The 19852-nt window shown below is 73.0% G+C and carries 20 protein-coding genes; 14 read left to right on the forward strand and 6 right to left on the reverse strand.

The window, feature by feature from the left end; genetic code table 11:
• Nucleotide 1: 1 nt before the first annotated feature.
• Both KSED_RS01545 and KSED_RS01550 read right to left on the reverse strand, forming a co-directional pair.
• Nucleotides 2-1933, reverse strand: coding sequence for an NAD-binding protein (locus KSED_RS01545; RefSeq protein ID WP_115306801.1), 1932 nt, complete (start codon nucleotides 1931-1933; stop codon nucleotides 2-4).
• A gap of 36 nt (nucleotides 1934-1969) precedes the next feature.
• Complete coding sequence (locus tag KSED_RS01550) at nucleotides 1970-2356, reverse strand: DUF6394 family protein (protein ID WP_012801818.1); 387 nt, start codon at nucleotides 2354-2356, stop codon at nucleotides 1970-1972.
• Between the two features lie 288 nt (nucleotides 2357-2644).
• Between KSED_RS01550 and KSED_RS01555 the strand changes: the two genes are divergently transcribed.
• Together KSED_RS01555 and KSED_RS13315 are read left to right on the forward strand one after the other, a co-directional pair.
• On the forward strand, nucleotides 2645-3334 hold the full coding sequence (locus KSED_RS01555) for a response regulator transcription factor (RefSeq protein WP_012801819.1): 690 nt from the start codon (nucleotides 2645-2647) through the stop codon (nucleotides 3332-3334).
• Nucleotides 3331-4686, forward strand: coding sequence for a sensor histidine kinase (locus KSED_RS13315; RefSeq protein WP_012801820.1), 1356 nt, complete (start codon nucleotides 3331-3333; stop codon nucleotides 4684-4686). Before KSED_RS01555 ends, KSED_RS13315 begins: the two co-directional genes overlap by 4 nt.
• Before the next feature lie 17 nt (nucleotides 4687-4703).
• Here the strand turns inward: KSED_RS13315 and KSED_RS13320 are convergent, their stop codons facing one another.
• Complete coding sequence (locus KSED_RS13320; protein WP_012801821.1) at nucleotides 4704-5234, reverse strand: hypothetical protein; 531 nt, start codon at nucleotides 5232-5234, stop codon at nucleotides 4704-4706.
• Between the two features lie 230 nt (nucleotides 5235-5464).
• On the opposite strand from KSED_RS13320, the gene KSED_RS01570 reads away from it, so the two are divergent.
• The 3 genes from KSED_RS01570 to arfC are packed head-to-tail and all read left to right on the forward strand — an operon-like array spanning nucleotide 5465 to nucleotide 8104.
• Nucleotides 5465-6778 (forward strand): OmpA family protein, encoded by a 1314-nt coding sequence (locus KSED_RS01570; RefSeq protein ID WP_012801822.1) that lies wholly within the window; start codon nucleotides 5465-5467, stop codon nucleotides 6776-6778.
• Between the two features lie 13 nt (nucleotides 6779-6791).
• Nucleotides 6792-6950, forward strand: coding sequence for a channel accessory protein ArfB (arfB, locus tag KSED_RS14815; protein ID WP_012801823.1), 159 nt, complete (start codon nucleotides 6792-6794; stop codon nucleotides 6948-6950).
• Nucleotides 6947-8104 (forward strand): channel accessory protein ArfC, sunset domain variant, encoded by a 1158-nt coding sequence (gene arfC / locus KSED_RS13325; RefSeq protein WP_012801824.1) that lies wholly within the window; start codon nucleotides 6947-6949, stop codon nucleotides 8102-8104. The genes arfB and arfC overlap by 4 nt, the downstream gene beginning before the upstream one ends.
• 90 nt (nucleotides 8105-8194) lie before the next feature.
• Here the strand turns inward: arfC and rsmI are convergent, their stop codons facing one another.
• Nucleotides 8195-9031: a 16S rRNA (cytidine(1402)-2'-O)-methyltransferase gene (gene rsmI / locus KSED_RS01585; RefSeq protein ID WP_012801825.1), complete on the reverse strand. Its 837-nt coding sequence runs from the start codon at nucleotides 9029-9031 to the stop codon at nucleotides 8195-8197.
• 158 nt (nucleotides 9032-9189) lie between these two features.
• Here rsmI and KSED_RS01590 point away from each other — a divergent pair, with 158 nt between their 5' ends.
• Genes KSED_RS01590 through KSED_RS13330 form a run of 6 tightly spaced genes read left to right on the forward strand, consistent with a single transcriptional unit; the run spans nucleotide 9190 to nucleotide 15114 of the window.
• Nucleotides 9190-9801, forward strand: a complete 612-nt coding sequence (locus tag KSED_RS01590) for a DUF4126 domain-containing protein (protein ID WP_012801826.1) — start codon at nucleotides 9190-9192, stop codon at nucleotides 9799-9801.
• Between the two features lie 9 nt (nucleotides 9802-9810).
• Complete coding sequence (gene metG, locus KSED_RS01595) at nucleotides 9811-11613, forward strand: methionine--tRNA ligase (protein WP_012801827.1); 1803 nt, start codon at nucleotides 9811-9813, stop codon at nucleotides 11611-11613.
• Between the two features lie 7 nt (nucleotides 11614-11620).
• Complete coding sequence (locus KSED_RS01600; RefSeq protein WP_012801828.1) at nucleotides 11621-12484, forward strand: TatD family hydrolase; 864 nt, start codon at nucleotides 11621-11623, stop codon at nucleotides 12482-12484.
• Nucleotides 12485-12527: 43 nt separating this feature from the next.
• Nucleotides 12528-12803, forward strand: coding sequence for a hypothetical protein (locus KSED_RS01605; RefSeq protein WP_012801829.1), 276 nt, complete (start codon nucleotides 12528-12530; stop codon nucleotides 12801-12803).
• Nucleotides 12800-13375 (forward strand): DUF2238 domain-containing protein, encoded by a 576-nt coding sequence (locus tag KSED_RS01610; RefSeq protein ID WP_012801830.1) that lies wholly within the window; start codon nucleotides 12800-12802, stop codon nucleotides 13373-13375. Before KSED_RS01605 ends, KSED_RS01610 begins: the two co-directional genes overlap by 4 nt.
• Nucleotides 13372-15114, forward strand: a complete 1743-nt coding sequence (locus tag KSED_RS13330; protein ID WP_012801831.1) for an NlpC/P60 family protein — start codon at nucleotides 13372-13374, stop codon at nucleotides 15112-15114. Before KSED_RS01610 ends, KSED_RS13330 begins: the two co-directional genes overlap by 4 nt.
• Here the strand turns inward: KSED_RS13330 and KSED_RS15525 are convergent.
• The gene (locus KSED_RS15525) at nucleotides 15077-15565 is read right to left on the reverse strand and encodes a serine hydrolase (protein ID WP_012801832.1); all 489 of its coding nucleotides are present in this window, start codon (nucleotides 15563-15565) and stop codon (nucleotides 15077-15079) included. The genes KSED_RS13330 and KSED_RS15525 overlap by 38 nt on opposite strands.
• On the reverse strand, nucleotides 15562-15897 hold the full coding sequence (locus KSED_RS15530) for a serine hydrolase (protein ID WP_049758281.1): 336 nt from the start codon (nucleotides 15895-15897) through the stop codon (nucleotides 15562-15564). The genes KSED_RS15525 and KSED_RS15530 overlap by 4 nt, the downstream gene beginning before the upstream one ends.
• Nucleotides 15898-15925: 28 nt before the next feature.
• Here KSED_RS15530 and rsmA point away from each other — a divergent pair, with 28 nt between their 5' ends.
• Genes rsmA through KSED_RS01640 form a run of 3 tightly spaced genes read left to right on the forward strand, consistent with a single transcriptional unit; the run spans nucleotide 15926 to nucleotide 19749 of the window.
• On the forward strand, nucleotides 15926-16834 hold the full coding sequence (gene rsmA, locus KSED_RS01630) for a 16S rRNA (adenine(1518)-N(6)/adenine(1519)-N(6))-dimethyltransferase RsmA (protein WP_012801834.1): 909 nt from the start codon (nucleotides 15926-15928) through the stop codon (nucleotides 16832-16834).
• A gap of 24 nt (nucleotides 16835-16858) precedes the next feature.
• Nucleotides 16859-17836: a 4-(cytidine 5'-diphospho)-2-C-methyl-D-erythritol kinase gene (locus KSED_RS01635; protein ID WP_012801835.1), complete on the forward strand. Its 978-nt coding sequence runs from the start codon at nucleotides 16859-16861 to the stop codon at nucleotides 17834-17836.
• Nucleotides 17837-17862: 26 nt separating this feature from the next.
• Nucleotides 17863-19749 carry an ABC-F family ATP-binding cassette domain-containing protein gene (locus tag KSED_RS01640; protein WP_012801836.1) on the forward strand — a complete coding sequence of 629 codons (1887 nt, stop codon included), beginning with the start codon at nucleotides 17863-17865 and terminating at the stop codon, nucleotides 19747-19749.
• Nucleotides 19750-19852: the final 103 nt, after the last annotated feature.

Raw genomic sequence — 19852 nt, forward strand, 5'->3', positions numbered from 1 at the left:
GTCAGCCCCGGTTGCTGGACGCGCCGGTCCCGCCGGTCCTGTCCGCGCCGCCGGGCCCACCCCGCCGTGGCACGGTGCTCCGGCGACGGTGCGTCCCGGACCACGTCGAGGGCGGCCGGTGCCCCGGGCGGGGTGTGATGTGGCGGGGGCGAGGCTGCTCGCCATCTGCCTGACCCGCGGGTGCACCACCCGGCCCGGGGGAGTCGGGACCGGAGGCACCCGGCCCGCCCCGGCGCAGTCGGCGCAGCGCCCGGAACACCAGCGTCCGGGGCACACGGACGCCGGTGGCCAGGTACTCCACGTCCGCGGAGTTGTGCACCGTGGAGGTGAGGTCGGCCAGTCCGCTGGGGGTGCCCAGCACCATCACGATGTCGCCCACCTGGAGCGGCAGATCGGCCTGTGGTGCCTCGATGCGCTCTCCCTCGCGGGAGAGGACCGCGGTGTAGACCGGCAGCGTGCGATCGGTCTCCGGGTGGGTCAGCAGCTGCCCGAGCGTGATCCGGTTGCCCTGCAACCAGGCGTGCAGCGCCGGGGCGTGTTCCCGGCTCACGTCCAGCCGGGCGGCCTCGGGGGTGCGGCGCCCCACCCGTCGCTGCAGAGCCGAGAGCACCTCCTTGGCCCACTCGTCTTCGCGCTCCATCACCTTCCGGACGAAGTGCCAGTAGTTCGGGCTGATGAGGTAGGCCATCGCCTCGTGGGCGACGAGCTCGGCGGGCACGAAGACCGAGTCGGGGGCGAACGCCTCCGTCGTGGCGCGGCGGGCCAGGGACTTCTGCCGCAGCGCCAGGTAGCAGTCCGGGTTCGCTGCACGCACCCGCGCGGCCACCGACATGTTCACGATGTCGCTCTCGGCGCCGACGACCACGCCCACGACGTCGGTGAGGTCCACCAACTCGCCCACCGGGTCCACCCGGGTGACGTCCAGGCCCGCGCTGGCCAGGTCGCGGGCGACCTCCTGGCCGAACTCCCCGTCGCTCACGACCACCCACCGGCCGTCGGCGAGCCCGGGGCGGTAGGGGCCGATGAGGGTGCCCGGGGTGTTCATGAGCCACTGACTCAGGCGGTGGGTGTGCGGGCGCTTGAGCTGCATGGTGAGGTACTTGCCGTACTCGTCCAACGGGTTCACGACGTGCTCGGGGAAGAAGTCCCGCATCCGGTCGGCCATGGCCGCGGTGTTCGACCGGGCGATGACGGGCACGTCCGGGCGCAGCAGGTTCACGCTCATGACGACGGCGAGGTTGGTCTCGTCGTCGTCGGTCATGGCCAGCACCCCGTGGCAGTAGGAGTTGCCCAACCCGGCCGAACCGAGGGTCTCCACCTTGCGCGCGTCCCCGTGCAGACCCAGGACGGAGCCGGTGGTCTGCCCCATCGTGAGGCGCTCCAGGCGCTCGGGGTCCTGGTCCACGACCACCACGTCACGGTGGATGGCCAGCAGGCCTTCCACCACGGCCGCCCCGGTCTGGCCGTTGCCCACCACGATGTAGAAGGGGTCCCGCGTGCGGCGCAGGACCCGCTGGATGCGCAGCGAGGTCATGGCCGCACGGAAGCCGGGCGCCGAGAGCAGCGAGAACATCGAGGTGATGGCGAAGGTCCAGCTGGCCACGGAGGCGAAGATCGACCCCATCACCCACATGCGCTGGTAGATGGTGAAGGAGTAGGGGATCTCGCCGAAGCCGATGGTGGTGGCCGTGTAGGACATGAAGTACAGCGAGTCGAACAGCGTCAACCGGTGGGGGTTGCCCTCTGCGTCCACGCCCGGCATGAGCGACAGCCCGATCACGGAGATGCTGAAGACCAGCACCACCAGCAGGACCGGCATGCGCATGCGGCGCAGTGCCAGTTGGAGGACGTCCAGGGCGCTGTCGTCGCGGGGGACGTCGACCTTCTCGCGGCGTTGGGAGTCGGTGCGGATCGCGCGGTGCTGCGCGGTCATGCGGGTCAGGGGGTTGACCACGAGGTGCCCCGCCCCTCAGCGCCCGCGGTAGTTGACCGTCTCGACCACCAGGATCACGAGCGACACCAGGTTGGCGAGCAGTGCGCCCGCGGCGATGGAGACCACCGAGGCCATCTCGTGGGCGTCCGGGATGCCGTCACCGGTCTGGTCGGCCACGACCCACAGGCCCGCCGCGGCGACCAGCTGGAGGCAGGCCACGAGGCTCGCGGCCAGGTGGATGGCACCGACGTGGGTGCGGTCCCCGACCTTCAGGATGGTGGCCACGATGTTCACCGCCACGGCGATGTACAGCTCGTAGGGGTTGTGCAGCGCGGGGTCCCCGATGTCCCCCAGCACGTACCCGAAGTTTACGGTGGCCGCGAGGAGCACGAAGAATCCGAAGACGACCTTCTCGAAGTTCACGCCCCGACCATACGCGGCATGGCGCGGGGGGCAAGTCTTGACGCCGGGGGCGGTGTGGTGTGGGATGTGCTCAGACGCAGAAGGAGGGAGCCACCGGACCCCTCAGTACGGTGGCTCCCTGTCCCTTGTGCGCCATACGGGGCTCCCTCCAGAAGGCCCGTCGGCCGAGAACGTGTCCCTCGTTCTCGATGTCCTCATTCAAACCCGCTGAAATCTCACCGCGCGCACGCCTCCCTCACAGGACCCTCACAAGTTGGCTCGCCGGGGGATTCCCCTACTCTGGGGCGTGTGAACCAGACCCAGACCGCCGTGCACGTCCTCCTCGTCGAGGACGACGAGATGCTGCGTGAGACGACCGCGCTGGTGCTGGAGCGGCAGGGCTTCACCGTCTCCACCGCCTCCGACGGGGTGGAGGGCCTCGACGCCCTGCGGCGCGAGACCTTCGACGTCGCCGTGGTGGACGTGATGATGCCCCGCATGGACGGCATCACCTTCGCGCGAAAGGTGCGCGAGGGCTCCGACCTGCCGATCGTGCTGCTCACGGCCCGCGACCTGCCCCACGACCAGCTCGCGGGCTTCCAGGTGGGAGTGGACGACTACGTCACCAAGCCCTTCGACGGGGAGGTGCTCGCCGCGCGTCTGCGAGCGGTGCTCCGTCGCGTCGACACGGTGCCCGAGGAGCCGGCGACCGCCACGATCCGGGTCGCGGACCTCAGCGTGAACCGTGACGGGATGGTGGTGAAGCGAGCCGGCGAGACCATCAGCCTCAGCGCCACGGAGTTCCGGCTGCTCGAGGTGCTGCTGGACCACCGGGGGCGGGTGCTGTCGCGCCACCAGCTGCTGGAGATGGTCTGGGACATCGGGTCGTGGGGCGACACGCACGTGGTCGAGGTGACCGTCCAGCGCCTGCGCCGCAAGATCGGGGCCGAGCGGATCGTCACGGTCCGGGGAGCCGGGTACAAACTGGTGGATGCGTGACCCCAGACCGCCCCCGGGGCGGCCGTCGGGCCGCCCCCGCCCACAGTGGTGGCATCCCCACCCACCGTCTGGACGCAGCCGTCACCGGCCCGATGCGGGTCAGGGGCCACACCTCGCGGGAGACCCCGCACCCGGGGACCACGCACTGGCGGGACTCGATCCGCACCCGCATCGTGCTGGCCGTCATGCTGGTCTCGATCATGACCAGCGCCGGGCTGGGGGCGCTGCTGTCCGCCCAGGCGGCCGATGCGGCGCGCGAGAGCCTGCGTCACCAGGCCATCACCCGGCTCGACACCGTCAGCGACTCCTACCGCCTCGACGGGCGCGTGCGCCTCGGGGCGACGGCCGACCCGGACGTCCCGCCGCTGGAGCTCACCCAGGGCATGCAGGAGGGGGACCGCCGGAGCTACTACGACGGCGAGACGATGTGGGCCAGTGAGCGGCTGGGCCGGGACGTCCTGCTGACGGTGCAGCTGGAGGACGACCTGTTGGAGCAACAGGACACCGCGCGGTACCGCACGCTCCTGCCCTCGCTGGCCGTGACCGCCCTGACCGCGGCGGCCGCCGCGTGGCTCCTGGGCAATGCCCTGTCCAGCCGGTTGCGGCGGGCGGCCGTGGCCGCGGATGCCATGGCGCACGGCGACACCTCGGCCCGCACCGACCAGGGCGGGAGCGACGAGGTGGCCGCGCTGACCCGCGCCGTGGACACCCTGGCGGTCACCCTCCAGACCCGGCTCGAGGCGGAGCGGGCCTTCACCGCGGACGTGGCCCAAGAGCTGCGCACCCCGGTGACCGGTCTGGTGTCCGCGGTCGAGCTGCTGCCCGAGGGGCGGCCCGCCACCTTGGTGCGCACCCAGGTGGGGCGGCTGCGGCGCCTGGTCGAGGACCTGTTGGAGGTCTCCCGGCTCGAGAGCGGCTCGGAGGTCGCGACCCTCGAGGAGCACGACCTGGGCGAGATCGTGGACCGCACGGTGCGCTTCCTGGCCGTCTCCGCCCCCTGCGAGCGGGTGGAGCTGCGGGGGGACGCGCCGGGGCGGGTCATGATCGACCCCCGGCGCTTCGAGCGGATCATGGCCAACCTGCTGGTCAACGTGCAGCGCCACGGCGGGGGCCACTGCGTGATCACGGTGGTCCGTCACGCCGTCGTCGTCGACGACTTCGGTGACGGGTACCCCGAGGAGATCATCGAGCGCGGACCACAGCGCTTCCACGGCAGCGGCGCCACCAAGGGCACCGGACTGGGGCTCACCATCATCTCCAAGCAGGCCGCCACGATGGGGGCGACGGTGGAGTTCGACCGCGCCCGCGGCGGGGGCGCTCGCACGGTGCTGCACTTCGAGCCGGCGGACTGAACCACCGGCGCGCGGGGTCAGTGCGGCAGCTCGTAGGTCTCCCGCGAGGTCGAGCCCACGGGCCGCCCGTCGTGGAAGTTCACGGTGATCGAGGTGTAGACGCTGCCGGCCTCGGAGGTCTTCACGTCCGGGGCCTGCACGTCGACCTGGTAGGTCTCCACGGTGCCCTCGGCGCAGTTCGGCGCGCAGTTGTTGACGCTGAACTCGCCGCTGCCCTTGGCTCCCTCGGTGTCCCACTGGGACCACTGCAGCTTGCTCAGCGTCGCGTTGGTCTCCTGGCAGTCGAGGCTCAGCGTCTCCGGACGCACCATCGACCCCTCGCCGAGGCAATCGAGGATCATGGGCTCGGCACCGACCTCGGAGGCCGGGCTCGCGCCCTCGGCGCCCCCTTGGGCCGAGAGCTCCTGTGTGCCCACCGCGGAGGACGGGGCGCTCGTACTGCTCTCCCCGTGGGTCTGGGGCGCCTCGTCGGCTCCCGAGCAGGCAGCCACCAGCACGGAGCAGGCGGCGGCGAGTACCCAGTTGTGGCGGCGGAAGAGGTGGTGCACGACGTCCTCGGGGGTTGGTGGGGAAGAAGCCACCTGACAGTGTGCGCCACGAAGTTCACAGGGTCCTCACGGGGCCGGGTGAGGTCCCGTGCGAGCAGGGCGTGACGTGGCCCGTACGCCAACGGCTCTGCGCGGTCTGCAGCGGATACCCTCTGTTCAGGAGAGTCGTCCCCCGGGCCGCCGGGGGGACGGTTCGGCCACCCTCAGTCACGGCGGACGAAGGAGCATTCATGAGCGACAACTGGGGCGAGGACGACCGCCTCGAAGCCCGCGACGGTGACGGCGTCGACCGCTACGACATCAGCGACGAGGACCACGAGGAGTGGTACGAGGTCTCGCGCCGCTACCGGCGTGGGCTCGGCGGGTGGTGGTGGCTCGCGCTGCTGGCCATCCCGCTGCTGCTCGCCCTGCTCGGCATGCTCTTCGGGGGCGACGACGAGGGGGAGGGCGACGGCGACGCGTCCTCCAGCACGAACTCGGGCAACACGTCCTCCAGCACGAACTCGGCCGAGGCGCCCTCTGCCGCCGCGGTGTCCTACACCGGTGGGGCCGACAAGGTGAGCTTCTCCGCGACGGCCCCCAGCGAGGCCGACCGTGACGCCCTGGTGAAGGCCGTCGAGAACGCCAACGAGGGCAAGACCGTGACTTCTGAGGTGTCGGTGGACGAGAGTGCTCCGCTCGTCACCGGCCCGGCCTTGGGGGCGCTCACCGCGGCACTGACCGCCGGTGGGGACGACTTGTCCATCTCCGGGGACGCCGAGGCCCTGACGCTGAGTGGCGAGGTCGCCGATGCTGCGGCCAAGAAGAAGGTGGCTTCCGAGCTGGCGAAGGTCTACCCCGACGCCGAGATCACCAACGAGCTGACCGCGGCCGCGGGTGGCGGTGGCAAGAGCCCGTCGGCCAAGCCCTCCGCCTCGAGCCCGGCCGAGTCCAGCCCGGCCGAGTCCAGCCCGGCTGCGCCCAGCCCGTCGGCCTCGAGCCCGGCTGCGCCCAGCCCGTCGGCCTCGAGCCCGGCTCCGTCGCCCAGCACGACCTCGGAGCCCTCGCCCAGCGCGACCTCCGAGCCCGCGCCCAGCGTGACCTCGGAGCCGACCAAGACCCCGGACCCGAGCCGGACCGACGAGCCGGGCCCCGACCCGAGCGTCGACCCGGGCCTGGCCGCGGTCAACAAGATCGAGGACCTCACCTGCAAGAACGCCCCGGCGTCCATGAAGGGGATCTCCGCGGCCTACCCGATGCGCTTCCCCTCCAGCAGCGACGCGCTGTACGGGGAGTCGGCGGTGAACGCCGCCCGCATCGGCGAGAAGCTGGCCGGTTGCGACTTCGACGTGGTCGTCGTGGGTCACACCGACAGCGTCGGTGGCGAGGTCAACGAGCGCCTGAGCGCGTTCCGTGCCGAGAAGATCGCCCAGGCCCTGGTGGTCGCCGGTGTGGACTTCGACCGCATCCAGCAGTCCAACGCGAGCGCTTCGCAGCCCATCGCGTCTAACGAGACCGAGGACGGGCGGGCCAAGAACCGTCGCGTCGAGATCCTGGTGAAGTGAGAGGAGAGGACCGATGGCTGAATTCCTGATGGAGTGGCTGTGGTACCTCGTGGCGTTCGTGGTGGGAGCGCTGGCGATGTATGTGGTGATCGGCATGACGGTGCCGGCGGATTCCGAGGAAGCCGCCTTCTCCGACCTGCCCGGCGCCCGTGAGATCGGAGACGACGCGTGAACTGGCTCTTGATGATCCTGTCCTTCGCGCTGGGTGGTCTGACCACCTGGTTGTGGTCGGTGCGCACCGTGACCCGGGTGATCCCGGCGAGCGAGTACGACCGCCACCTGGACGCCCAGTACGACGACGAGGACGACGCCCTCGAGCGTGATGGCGACACCCGTGACGGTGCCGCCGGACTGGGTGCCGCCGGTGTGGCAGGCGGCGCCGCGGGCGCTGCCGCCCTGTCCGACCGTGACCGCGACGACGACTACCTCGAGGTCGACGAGGACCACGGGCGCTACACCGAGCGCGACGACGTGGCCCTGGCCGACGACGCCGAGGCGACCGACGACGCGGTGCTGGCCGACGACCTCGAGCCGGCCGACGAGCGCGAGCTCACGTCCGACGAGGACGACCTCGCCGGTGCCGACGAGGCGGCGGGCGCCCACGCCCTGGGCGACCTGGACGAGGACGACGCGGCGAGCGAGGGCGAGTTCGTGTCCACCGACGCCGAGGTCACCGACGACGACGCCGACCTCGACACCACGTCCGTGGCCGGTGCCGGCGCGGCCACCGGTGTGGCCGGCTTCGCTGCCGGGTCGCAGCTCGAGGACGAGGACGCCTCCGAGCTGGGTGACGGCATCGAGGGCGACGACGACGTCGTGGACCCGGCCTCCACCGCCACCGTTGCCCCGGGCACCACCGGCGGTGACGTGGTCGTCGTCGAGGAGATCGAGGACGTGGACGGCCAGCCGGTCGGCCGCAGCGCCTCGGACGCGCACACCGAGGCAATCCCGATGGTCGGCCAGGGCATGACGGACGAGGACGTGGACGCCGCGAGCGCCGACGACCTCCAGCCGGTGGACGCCGACGCGGAGTACGCCGACGAGGTCGACCCCATCGCCCCCGACGCCAGCTTCCTCGAGGACTCCGAGGACGTGGACGGGGACGAGGCCGTCGAGGACGACGCGCCCTACGGCCCCGGCTCCGCCCGGTCCGCCGCCGATGGCTCCGGCCCTGAGGGCTGGGCCATCAAGGGCAACGCCGACTCGGGCTTGTTCCACACCGAGGAGAGCCCCGGCTACGAGAACACCCGCGCCGAGGTCTGGTTCGCCGACGAGGCATCGGCCATCGCGGCCGGGTTCCGTCACTGGGACCGCAAGCAGCGCTGACACCCCGGTCCCCGGACCGCACGACGGGCCCCGTTCCACCTCCGGTGGGGCGGGGCCCGTCGCCGTCCGGCAACGGCACCGGCGGCTCGGTCAGGACGAGCGCCTGCTGAGCACCGACTCGTAGAGCTCGCGGGCCGGCAGGCCGGTCTCGGCAGCCACCTGCTTGCAGGCGTCCTTGAGCCGCACGCCGTCCGCCACCAGCTCCCGCACCCGCTCCGATGCGGCCGCCGGGTCGGCCGCGCGCGGGGTCGCCCCCTGCACGACCACCGTGATCTCACCCCGGGAGGCCTCGACGGCCCACTGCGCCAGCTCCTCCAGCGGGCCGCGCCGCACCTCCTCGTAGGTCTTGGTGAGTTCCCGGCACACCGCGGCCGGACGGTCGGCACCGAAGGCCGTGGCCATGGCGCCCAGGGTGTCGGCCAGGCGGTGCGGGGCCTCGAAGAAGATCATCGTTCGCCGCTCCTGGGCGAGCCCGGCCAGCATCGCGGCACGCGGCCCGGCCTTGCGCGGGGGGAAGCCCTCGAAGCAGAAGCGGTCCACCGGCAGGCCGGAGACGGCCAGGGCCATCAGGGCCGCGCTGGGACCGGGCACGCAGGTGACCACGAGCTCCTGCTCCACACAGGCCTGCACCAGCCGGTAGCCGGGGTCGCTCACCGAGGGCATCCCCGCATCGGTCACCAGCACCACCCGCGCCCCCTCGGCGATGCGGGCGGTCAGCTCGGCGGTGCGGGAGGCCTCGTTGTGCTCGTGGTAGCTGACGATCGGGGCCGTGAGCGTGATGTCGAGCGCGGAGGCCAGCCGCAGCGTGCGGCGGGTGTCCTCGGCCGCCACCAGGTCGGCCCCGGTGAGCTCGGCGGAGAGGCGCGGGGCGGCATCCGCGGGGTCTCCGATGGGGGTGGCTGCCAGGACGAGCGCTCCGGTGGTCATCCCCCCATCATCCCCGGCGCCCCGATGGTCACAACACGGCAACAAACCAGACAAGGTTTGGCAAAACCGTGCAACGGGCTTCCGGCAGTGCGCTTCCATGGGAGTCGGCGACCTCGGACCACACCGGGTGGGACCCGCCGCAGACCCCAGGAGACACCGTGCTTGCTGCTCTCACCGGTCTCGGCCTGTCCGCCGCGGCCGGGTTCAACGCCTACATCCCGTTCCTCATCGTGGCCTGCGTGGCGCGCTTCACCACCCTCATCACGCTGCCCTCGGAGTTCGCGTGGATCGAGTCGTGGTGGGCCATCGGGGGCGCGGCGATCCTGCTCGTGGTCGAGATGACGGTCGACAAGATCGCCGTGGTCGACCACGTCAACGACGCCGTGGGCACCTTCCTGCGGCCGATGACCGGCGGACTGATCTTCGCGGCCACCTCGGCCGCGGACAGCATCGACAACTCGCAGTGGATGGCGGAGCACCCCTGGGTGGGCGTGATCGCCGGCATCATCGTGGCCGGCCTGGTGCACAGTGGGAAGGCCGCTGCCCGCCCGGTGGTGAACGCCAGCACGGCCGGGGTGGGCGCCCCGGTGGTCTCGGTGGCCGAGGACGCCGCCGCGATCTCGTTGAGCCTGGTCGCGGTGTTCGCGCCCCTGTTCGTGCTCGTGCTGCTGGCGGTGCTGGCCTGGATCGTCTGGAGCCTGTGGCGCCGCTTCAAGCGTCTGACGGGCCGCCGCCGCCCGGAGCCGGAGTACGTGCCGCTGTCCTCGTAGACTCGCCCCATGACCAAGGTTCTCTCGGCCGTCGCCTGGCCCTACGCCAATGGCCCGCGCCACCTCGGCCACGTCGCCGGTTTCGGGGTGCCCTCGGACGTGTACTCCCGCTACATGCGGATGGCCGGCCACGACGTGCTCATGGTGTCCGGCACCGACGAGCACGGCACGCCCATCCTGGTGCAGGCCGAGGCCGCCGGGAAGACACCGCGGGAGTTCGTCGACGAGAACAACCGAGCCATCTGCGAGGATCTCACGGCCCTGGGCCTGTCCTACGACTTGTTCACCCGCACCACGACCGTGAACCACCACACGGTGGTCCGCGAGATGTTCACCGCCGTGCACCGCAACGGGTACTTCGTGGAGCAGACCCAACTGGGCGCCATCAGCCCGTCCACCGGGCGCACGCTGCCGGACCGCTACATCGAGGGGACATGCCCGATCTGCGGCGACGACTCGGCACGTGGCGACCAGTGCGACAACTGCGGCAACCAGCTCGACCCCGCGGACCTCATCGACCCCCGTTCCAAGATCAACGGCGAGACGCCGGAGTTCATCGAGACCAACCACTTCCTGCTCGACCTGCCGGCGCTGGCCGACGCGCTCGGCGAGTGGCTGGCCGAGCGCGACGCCTCCGGTGCGTGGCGGCCCAACGTCATCGCCTTCTCCCGCAACATCCTCGAGGAGATCCGGCCGCGGGCCATGACCCGCGACATCGACTGGGGCATCAAGGTGCCGCTGCCGGACTGGGAGGACGCCCCCAAGCGCCTCTACGTGTGGTTCGACGCCGTCATCGGCTACCTGTCGGCCTCGATCGAGTGGGCCCGCCGCAGCGGCGACCCCGAGGCCTGGCGCTCCTGGTGGAACGACCCCGAGACCCTCAGCGCCTACTTCATGGGCAAGGACAACATCGTCTTCCACTCCCAGATCTGGCCGGCCGAGCTGCTTGCCCACAACGGGCAGGGGTCGCGCGGCGGGGAGCCCGGCCCGTTCGGCGAGCTCGTGCTGCCGACCACCGTGGTGAGCTCGGAGTTCATGACCCTGGAGGGCAAGCAGTTCTCCACCTCCCGCGGGCACGTCATCTACGTGCGGGACGTGATGGAGCGTCAGCAGCCCGATGCGGTGCGCTACTACCTCTCGGCGGTCGCCCCGGAGACCTCGGACGCCGACTTCTCGTGGGAGGAGTTCGCCCGCCGCATCAACGGCGAGCTCGTGGCGGGCTGGGGCAACCTGGTGAACCGCACCGCCTCGATGATCGCGAAGAGCTTCGGTGAGATCCCGCAGCCGGGCGAGCTGCAGGAGGTCGACCGTGCGCTGCTGGAGGCCGTCCGCGGCGGCTACGCCACGGTGGGCGGCCTGCTGGAGCGTTTCCGCAACCGGCAGGCGCTCGCGGAGGCCATGCGCCTGGTCAGCGAGGCGAATGCCTACATCTCCACCACCGAGCCGTTCAAGCTCAAGGGCGCGGAGAACGCCGAGCGTCTGGCCACCGTGCTGTGGACCTGTGCGCAGGCGGTCACCGAGCTCAACACGCTGCTCTCGCCCTTCCTGCCGCACACCGCCAACGAGGTCGAGAAGGCCCTCGGTGGCGATGCGGTGATCGCCCCCCTCCCGCGGGTGGAGGAGGTCACCGATCTCGACGACCCGTCGGTGTCCTACCCGGTGATCACGGGCGACTACACGGTGGGCGTGCGCTGGGAGCCCCGTGACGTGACCGTGGGCGCGCCGGTCGCCAAGCCGACCCCCATCTTCCGCAAGCTCGATGACGAGGCGGTGGCCCGGGAGCGCGAGCTCACCACCGCCTCCGGCGAGTGAGCCGCCGGTGAGCCCGCACTCCAGCCCGCGCCGCGCCGAGCGCCCGCCGGCCCCCGAGCCGCTGCCGGTGCCCGTGGTGGACAACCACACCCACATCGACATCGAGCGCGACGGGGTGGCGATGGGTGCCGACGACGGCGTGCACGGGGTCATCGCCCAGGCCCGCGTCGTGGGGGTCGACCGGTTGGTGCAGATCGGGTGCGATCTCGAGTCGGCGCGGCACACTGCATCGGTCGTGGACCGGCACCCCGAGGTGCTGGGCGGGGTGGCCCTGCACCCGAACGAGGTGCCGGTCCTGGCGGCGGCCGGTGAGCTCGACGCGGCGTTGGAGGAGATCGACCGGCTGGCTCGCGGTGAGCGCATCCGCGTGGTGGGGGAGACGGGGCTCGACTACTTCCGCACCCCGCCGGAGGGGCGGGGTGCGCAGGTCGAGGCCTTCCGCTGGCACATCGCGAAGGCCAAGGAGCTGGGCAGGGCGCTGCAGATCCACGACCGGGACGCCCACGAGGACGTGCTGCGGGTCCTCGCCGAGGAGGGGGCACCGGAGAAGACGGTGATGCACTGCTTCAGCGGCGACATCGGCATGGCCCGGGAGTGCGTGGAGCGCGGATACCTGCTCAGCTTCGCCGGCACGGTGACCTTCAAGAACGCGCGCGACCTGCGCGACGCGCTCTCGGTGGTGCCGCTGGACCAGGTGCTGGTGGAGACCGACGCCCCCTACCTGACTCCCCACCCGCACCGCGGGGCACCGAACGCGCCCTACTTGGTGCCTCTCACGGTGCGGGTGATGGCGACCACGCTGAACGTCTCGGTGCCGGAGCTGTGCGCGGCGATCTCCGAGAACTCCGAGCGGGTCTACGGGCCCTGGTGAGGGACCGGGAGCGGATGACGCAGGAGACGGGTACCGTCCGTGCATGCCCGACCGCACCCCCGATGGCCGCTGGATCGTCGTGGACGGACGTCGCTGGCGGGCATCGGACCCCGCGATCCCGGAGGCCTTCCGTGCCGAGCTCGTCCAGGAGCTGATGCGGGCGCGCCGCGAGGTGCGCTCCCGGGGCGATTCCGCCCGGCCCGCTGTGCACGACGCGAAGGTCGCGCTGGGGGAGCGGGGCGACCCGTGGTGGGAGGCCCCCACCGACGAGGGCCTGGGGCCGATCCGCCTGGCCGCCGGTGAGGACCTGCCCCGGTGAGGCCCGGGGACCTCCTGCGGGCGGTGGCCTTCCTCAGCGTGCCGGCCGCCTGGGCGCACGCCGGGTTCGCCTCCGGCGCATGCCTCTTCCTGGTCTGCGGCGCCGTGATGGGCATCCGGTGGCTGGGCTACCGGACTGACGCCGACGCCGCGGCGTGCCTGGTGCTGCTCACCGTGGCCTGGGCCGCGGTGACCGGCCTGTACGAGGTGGTTCCCGGTCTGGACCTGCTGGCTCACGTGGCCGGCACCGCCGTGGCCACGGCCGCAGTCTGGCAGGCGCTGCGCCGGCTCGACCCGGCGGCCGGCTCGCCGAACCCGTGGGTGCAGGCCGTGCTGCTGGTGGGTCTGGCCGCGGTGCTCAGCGTCCTGTGGGAGGTCGGGGAGTGGCTCGGGCACCACCTGGTGGACCAGACCATCCGCGTGGGTTACGACGACACGGTCACCGACCTGCTCGCCGGTCTGCTGGGCGGGGGAATCGTGGCGCTGCGGCCGGACCCCGCCTCATCGCGTGCGCCGAACCCGGCCCCGCTCCCCTCTGCCCCCTCCACCCCCTCGCCCCAGGAGGCCCGATGAGCACCGTCAGCGTGATCATCCCCGTGCTCGACGACGCCCCGGCCCTCGACGTCTGCCTGGGCCACCTCATGCGCCAGCGGGTGCTCCCCGACGAGGTGGTCGTGGTCGACAACGGCGAGCAGCCCACCGCCGGCCTCGTCCGCCGGTCCGACCTGCCCTTCCCGGTGCGCGTCGTCCACGAGCCCCGGCGGGGCACCGCATCGGCCACCGCAGCCGGCTTCGACGCGGCCCACGGGGACCTGCTGGCCCGCTGTGACGCCGACTGCCGACCCGACGACGGGTGGGTGGGCGCCCTCGCGGCCGCCTTCGCCGCCGACCGGGGCCTCGATGCGGTGACTGGCCACATCGCCTTCCACGACCTGTCCGGGTGGTCCGGCACCCTGGGCACGCTCTTCTACCGCACCGGCATGGGACTGGGCATGCACCTGGCCCTGGCCCGCCCACCCCTGTGGGGCTCGAACCTCGCCCTGCGGGCCACGGCCTGGCAGCGCTGCCGCGATGCCGTGCACCCGGACGACCCGCTGGTGCACGACGACCTGGACCTCTCCTTCGCGCTGGGCCCCCTGGCCCGCGTGCGGCGGGTGCGCGACCTGCGCGTGACGGCCGAGGCACGGATCTTCGACAGCCCCCGCCACCTCGTGACACGGGTGCGGCGGGCACTGCGCACCTGCCGCCTCGGGTGGCGCCGTCAGCCCCCGGGTCACCGGTGGGTGAACCGGCTGACCGGCGGGCGCTACCTGTGGGCCAAGGAGCCCCGGGAGGAGCTGCGCGCCGGCGACGTCGCCTTCGTGGACGTGACCGTGGCGACCCTCTGGGTGGAGCCGGGCACCGACCGGCCGCTGGACGCCCCGGCCGTGGGCGCGCCGGTGGACCCCGAGGCCTGGAACCGGGTGCTCGACGACGACGCCCGCGAGTGGATGGTGGGCCAGGTGGAGACCCAGGCCCAGCTCGGCGCCCGGGTGACGGTCACCGAGCGGCGGGGCGACTGGGCCCACGTGGTGGTGCACGACCAGCCGACCCCGCGTGACCCCCGCGGCTACCCGGGGTGGGTGCCGGTCGCGCAGGTTCGCACGAACCCGACCTTCGACCGCCAGCTCGCGGAACGGGAGCTCGCGGTGGTCACCGCCGACAGCACCCTGCTGTCGGCCACCTCCTCGGGGGGGCGTCCGCGCCTCGCCGTGGGCGTCACCACGACCCTCCCGGTGCTCTCCGCGAGGGCGGGCGCGGTCGAGCTCGCCCTGCCGGACGGCTCCGCCGCCTGGGCCGATGCGGGGGACGTCGCCCGGGTGCCGCGCCCCAGCCACGCGCCGGCGCCCGCTGCGGACCCGGCGCCCACCGGCGAGCAGCTGGTGGCCACCGCCGAGCGCTTCCTCGGGCTGCGCTACCTGTGGGCCGGGGTGTCCCCGTGGGGGCTGGACTGTTCCGGCTTCGCGCTGCTGGCCCACCGCATCCACGGCATCGAGATCCCCCGCGATGCGGATGCGCAGGCCGAGGCGGGCGAGGCCGTGGAGGCCGAGGACCTGCGGCCCGGGGACCTGCTCTTCTTCGCCGAGCCCGGCGGGGTGGGTTTCGTGCACCACGTGGGCATGTACCACGGTCAGGGGCGGATGATCCACGCGCCGAACCCGCGCAGCGCCGTGTGCGTCGTGGACTGGCGGGCTTGGGACGCGAACCGCGAGTTCTCCGGGGCCCGGCGCTACCTCAGCGAGCGCAGTGCTGGGGCACCAGCGCCCGGGTGAGGGCGATGATCACCGCATCACCCGCTGCCTGGCTGAGCCCCTGGGTGCACACGGCCAGGTAGCGGACTCCCTCCGGTCCGTCCGTGCCCGGCGCGCCGATGCGGGCGACGTCGTGCCGGTAGCCCTCCACCTCGCCGGACTTCGACAGCCACGGCACGCCCGGCGCCACGGCCGACCCGATGGGGGCGACGGTCGGGCGCGTCATCAGCTCGGCGGCCAGGCGGTGCTGCGCGGTGAGCAGTCCGGGGGCGGTGGTGAGGTGCAGGAGCCGGACGAGGTCGGCGGGGCTCGTGCGCAGGGCCAGCCCGCGGGCCACGCCCACGGGGTCCCCGATGAGGCGCTCCACCCGGGTGCGGGCGGTGCCGGCGTCGGCCAAGGTGCGCGCCACGGCGGCCAACCCCACGTGGCCGAGCACCAGGTTGGTGGCCTCGTTGGAGGAGCGCGACATCATCGCGGCCAGGGCCTCGTGGAGGGTGAGCGGGCTGCCCGGGGTGGGGAGCTCGGGTCCACGTGGTCGCCGGACAGGGTGAACGGCTCCCCGTCGGCCCCCGTGAAGGTCCGCGTGGACACCAGCGGGTCCGCCAGGTCGACGGTCCCGGCCTCGACGGCGCGCAGGGCGGTCAGCAGCACGCCCACCTTGAGGGTGGAGGCGGCGTAGAACTCCCGGGTGCCGTGGTGGTCGTCCAGCACCGTGCCGTCCTCGGCAGCGAGGGTCCAGCCCACCGCGGGGTCCTCCGGGGGTGCGGGCCGGGTGGGGCGGTCAGGGCGGTCGGTCGACGTCATGGCCACCAGCGTCCCCCATGGGGGCACAATGGCGCCCGTGACCCCCGACCAGGACCCCGCTCCCCGCGCGACCGAGGCACCCGATGCGGGCTTGCTCGGCCCCGCCCGAGTCCGGGAGCTCGCCGACCGCCTGGGGGTCAGCCCCACCAAGCAGTGGGGGCAGAACTTCGTCATCGACAAGGGGACCGTGCGCCGCATCGTGCGGGCCTCCGGGGTCGGGCCCGGCGACCACGTGGTCGAGGTGGGCCCGGGTCTGGGCTCGCTGACGCTGGCGCTGCTGCCCGTGGTGGACTCGCTCACCGCCGTGGAGGTGGACCCGCGGCTGGCCGAGGCGCTGCCCGACACCGTCGCGGCCCTCGCCCCGGAGCGCGCCACCGACCTGCGCGTGGTGCACGCCGACGCGCTGCGTGTGACCGAGCTGCCCGGCCCGGCGCCCACCGCGCTGGTGGCCAACCTGCCGTACAACATCGCCGTGCCGGTGGTGCTGACCTTCCTGGAGCGCTTTCCCTCCCTGCGCACCGTGCTGGTGATGGTGCAGCTCGAGGTGGCCGAGCGCATGTCCGCGGCGCCGGGCTCCAAGATCTACGGGGCCCCGAGCCCCAAGTGCGCCTGGTACGGCCCCACCCGGTTGGCCGGTCGCATCGGCCGCAACGTGTTCTGGCCGGCGCCCAACGTGGACTCGGGGCTGGTCCGCATCGACGTGCAGCCGCGCGAGGACGCGGGTGTCTCGCGCCAGGAGGTCTTCGCCTGCATCGACGCCGCATTCGCCCAACGGCGCAAGACGCTGCGCGCCGCGCTCGCCGAGTGGGCGGGCTCGGCCCAGCAGGCCGAGGAGGCCCTGGTGGCCGCCGGGATCGACCCGCGCACCCGCGGCGAGGTGCTGGACGTGCACGGCTTCATCGCGCTCGCCGCCGCCCGCAACCGGCTGAGGGAGTGACGCGGCGCCGCATAGGGTGAGGTCATGACCGCTCAGCCGGCCCCCCGCATCGCCACCGTCCGCGTTCCCGCGAAGGTGAACCTCGCGCTGCGGGTGGGCGCCCCGGACCCGGGGAGCGGCTACCACCCGCTGGCCACCGTCTTCCACGCCGTCGACCTGACCGATGAGGTGACCGTCCGGCGCGCGCGCCGCTTCTCCCTGGAGGTGACCGGCCGGTTCACCGAGGGGGTGCCGGCCGACGAGACGAACCTCGCCTGGCAGGCCGTGGTGCTCCTGCGCCACCACTACCGCCAGACCTGTGGGGTGCGGACCCCGCTGCCGGTGGCGATCACCCTCGAGAAGAACATCCCGGTGGCCGGGGGCATGGCCGGGGGTTCCGCGGACGCCGCGGGGGCCCTCTTGGCTGCGAACGAGGTGTGGGGCAACGAGCTGACCATCGAGGACCTGCGCGACATCGCTGCCGAGCTGGGCGCCGACGTCCCCTTCGCCCTGCTGGGCGGCAACGCCCTGGGCCTGGGGCGCGGCGACGAGCTGTCCACGGTGCTCGCGCGGGGCCAGCTCCACTGGGTGTTCTGCGTGAGCCCCGAGGGCCTGAGCACGCCGGAGGTCTACCGCGCGTTCGACCGCCTCGCCGGGTGGGACCAGGGACCGACGATGGACACGATCGAGGCGTGGGAGACCCCGCCCGAGCCGCCGGAGGACCTGCTCCAGGCCCTGCGCTCCGGGGACGCCGTCGAGGTGGGGCAGCACCTGGAGAACGACCTGCAGGAGGCCGCCGTCGAGCTGCAGCCCGGCCTGCGCGAGACCCTGGCGGCCGGTGCCGATGTGGGGGCCCTGACCGGCATCGTCTCGGGCTCCGGGCCCACCATCGCGCTGTTGGCCTCCAGCCACGACCACGCGCTGGACATCTCGGTGGGCATGGCCGCCCTGCGCCCGGAGGTCGAGGTCTTCGTCGCCTCGGGTCCGGCGCCCGGCGCGCGCGTGGTCTCCACCCGCTCCTGAGCGCGCCCCCACGTAGGGTGCGTCCCGTGAATCCCCCCTCCCCGCGCGCCAACCTCGTCAACGCAGAGTCCCTCCACCTGGTGGTGGGCACCCAGGTGCTCCTCGATGACGTGTCGCTCGGCCTGAACGACGGCGACCGCATCGGCGTGGTCGGCCGCAACGGCGGGGGCAAGTCCAGCCTGCTGCGTGCCCTCTCGGGGGAGCTCGCGGTCGACTCCGGCCGGGTCGTGCGCTCGCGGGGGGCCACCATCGGCCGCCTCCGCCAGCAGGACGACTTCGCCGCGGGGGCCACGGTCCGTGACGTCGTGCTGCCGGGTCTGGAGGAGCACGAGTGGGCGGCCGACGCCCGCATCCGCGGCATCCTCAACGGCCTGCTCGGCGGGCTCGATGCCGAGGGCCTGGGCGGTCTGGGCGCCCCGGTGGCCGGCATGTCCGGCGGGGAACGCCGGCGCATGGCGCTGGCCGCGCTCCTGGTGGCCGACCCGGACGTGCTCCTGCTGGACGAGCCCACCAACCACCTCGACGTCGAGGGCGTGGCGTGGCTGGCCGAGCACCTGCAGGGGCGCCGTCGGCCCGGCTCCGCGCTGGTCGTCGTCACCCACGACCGTTGGTTCCTCGATGCGGTGGTGGAGCAGACCTGGGAGGTCGTCGAGGGGCAGGTCCACCAGTACGAGGGGGGTTACGCCGCGTTCGTGCAGGCCCGGGCGGAGCGGGCGCGGGTGGAGCGGGCCACCGAGGAGCGCCGCCAGAACATCCTGCGCAAGGAGCTCGCGTGGCTGCGGCGCGGCGCCCCGGCCCGCACCAGCAAGCCGAAGTTCCGCATCGAGGCCGCCGACGCCCTCATTGCCGGGGAGCCCGAGCCCCGCGACGACGTGCAGCTGGCGCGCTTCGCGACCACCCGGCTGGGCAAGGACGTCTACGACCTCGTGAACGCCACCGTCGCCGTGGGGGAGGGCGAGGAGCGCACCACCCTCCTCGATGGGGTGACCTGGCGCCTCGGCCCGGGCGACCGCTACGGCATCGTCGGGGTGAACGGCGCGGGCAAGTCCACCCTGCTGCGCGTGCTGCTGGAGCAGGTGCCGCTGGCCGGCGGCAAGCTGAAGGTCGGGCGCACGGTGCAGCCGGCGATCCTGAGCCAGGACCTGCGGGAGCTCGACGAGGTGGCGGGCATGACCGTCATCGACGCCATCACGAACGTGCGGTCGTTCACCGTGTTGGACGGCAAGGAGGTCTCCGCGAGCTCGCTGGCCAAGCGGCTGGGCTTCTCCGGCCCGCGGCAGCAGAGCCGGGTCTCCGACCTTTCCGGCGGTGAGCGGCGTCGGCTGCAGTTCGTGCGCCTGCTGCTGGACGAGCCGAACGTGCTGATGCTGGACGAGCCCACCAACGACCTCGACATCGAGACCCTCACCTCCATGGAGGACGTGCTCGACGGCTGGGCCGGCACGCTGCTGGTGGTGAGCCACGACCGCTACCTGCTGGAGCGCATGGCCAACCGACAGGTCGCGTTGTTGGGCGATGGCCGCATCCGCGACCTGCCGGGCGGGGTGGAGCAGTACCTCGAGCTGCGGCGGGAGCGGCGGGCGGCCGGGGTGGGCACCGGCCGCGGGGGTCGGGACCTGGCCGGTGCGGGCGCCGGCGCTGCCGGGGGCTCGGGCGACGCGGGCGGCGGGACGGGCGCTCCCGCATCGGGGCTGAGCCCTGCGCAGGAGCGGCAGCTGACCAAGGCCATGGCCCGCGCCGAGAAGCAGATCGAGAAGCTGACGCAGCAGGCCGAGCGGGTGCACGCCCAGATGGCCGAGGCCGCCACGGATCCCGACCGGCTGGCCGAGCTCACGGCGCAGGAGCGGGACCTGCGGGCGCAGCACGACGCCGCCGAGGCCGAGTGGTTGGAGGCGGCCGAGCAGCTGGAGTGAGCCCCCGCGGGCCCGGGGCGGGGTGCGCGTGCGCCCCCTCCCGGGGCCGCACTGGAGGGGGCGGGGGAGTGTGGCGGAACAGACCCGCGGTGGCCGGCTCCAC

The organism is Kytococcus sedentarius DSM 20547, assembly GCF_000023925.1.
In the GTDB taxonomy this organism is placed as follows: domain Bacteria; phylum Actinomycetota; class Actinomycetes; order Actinomycetales; family Dermatophilaceae; genus Kytococcus; species Kytococcus sedentarius.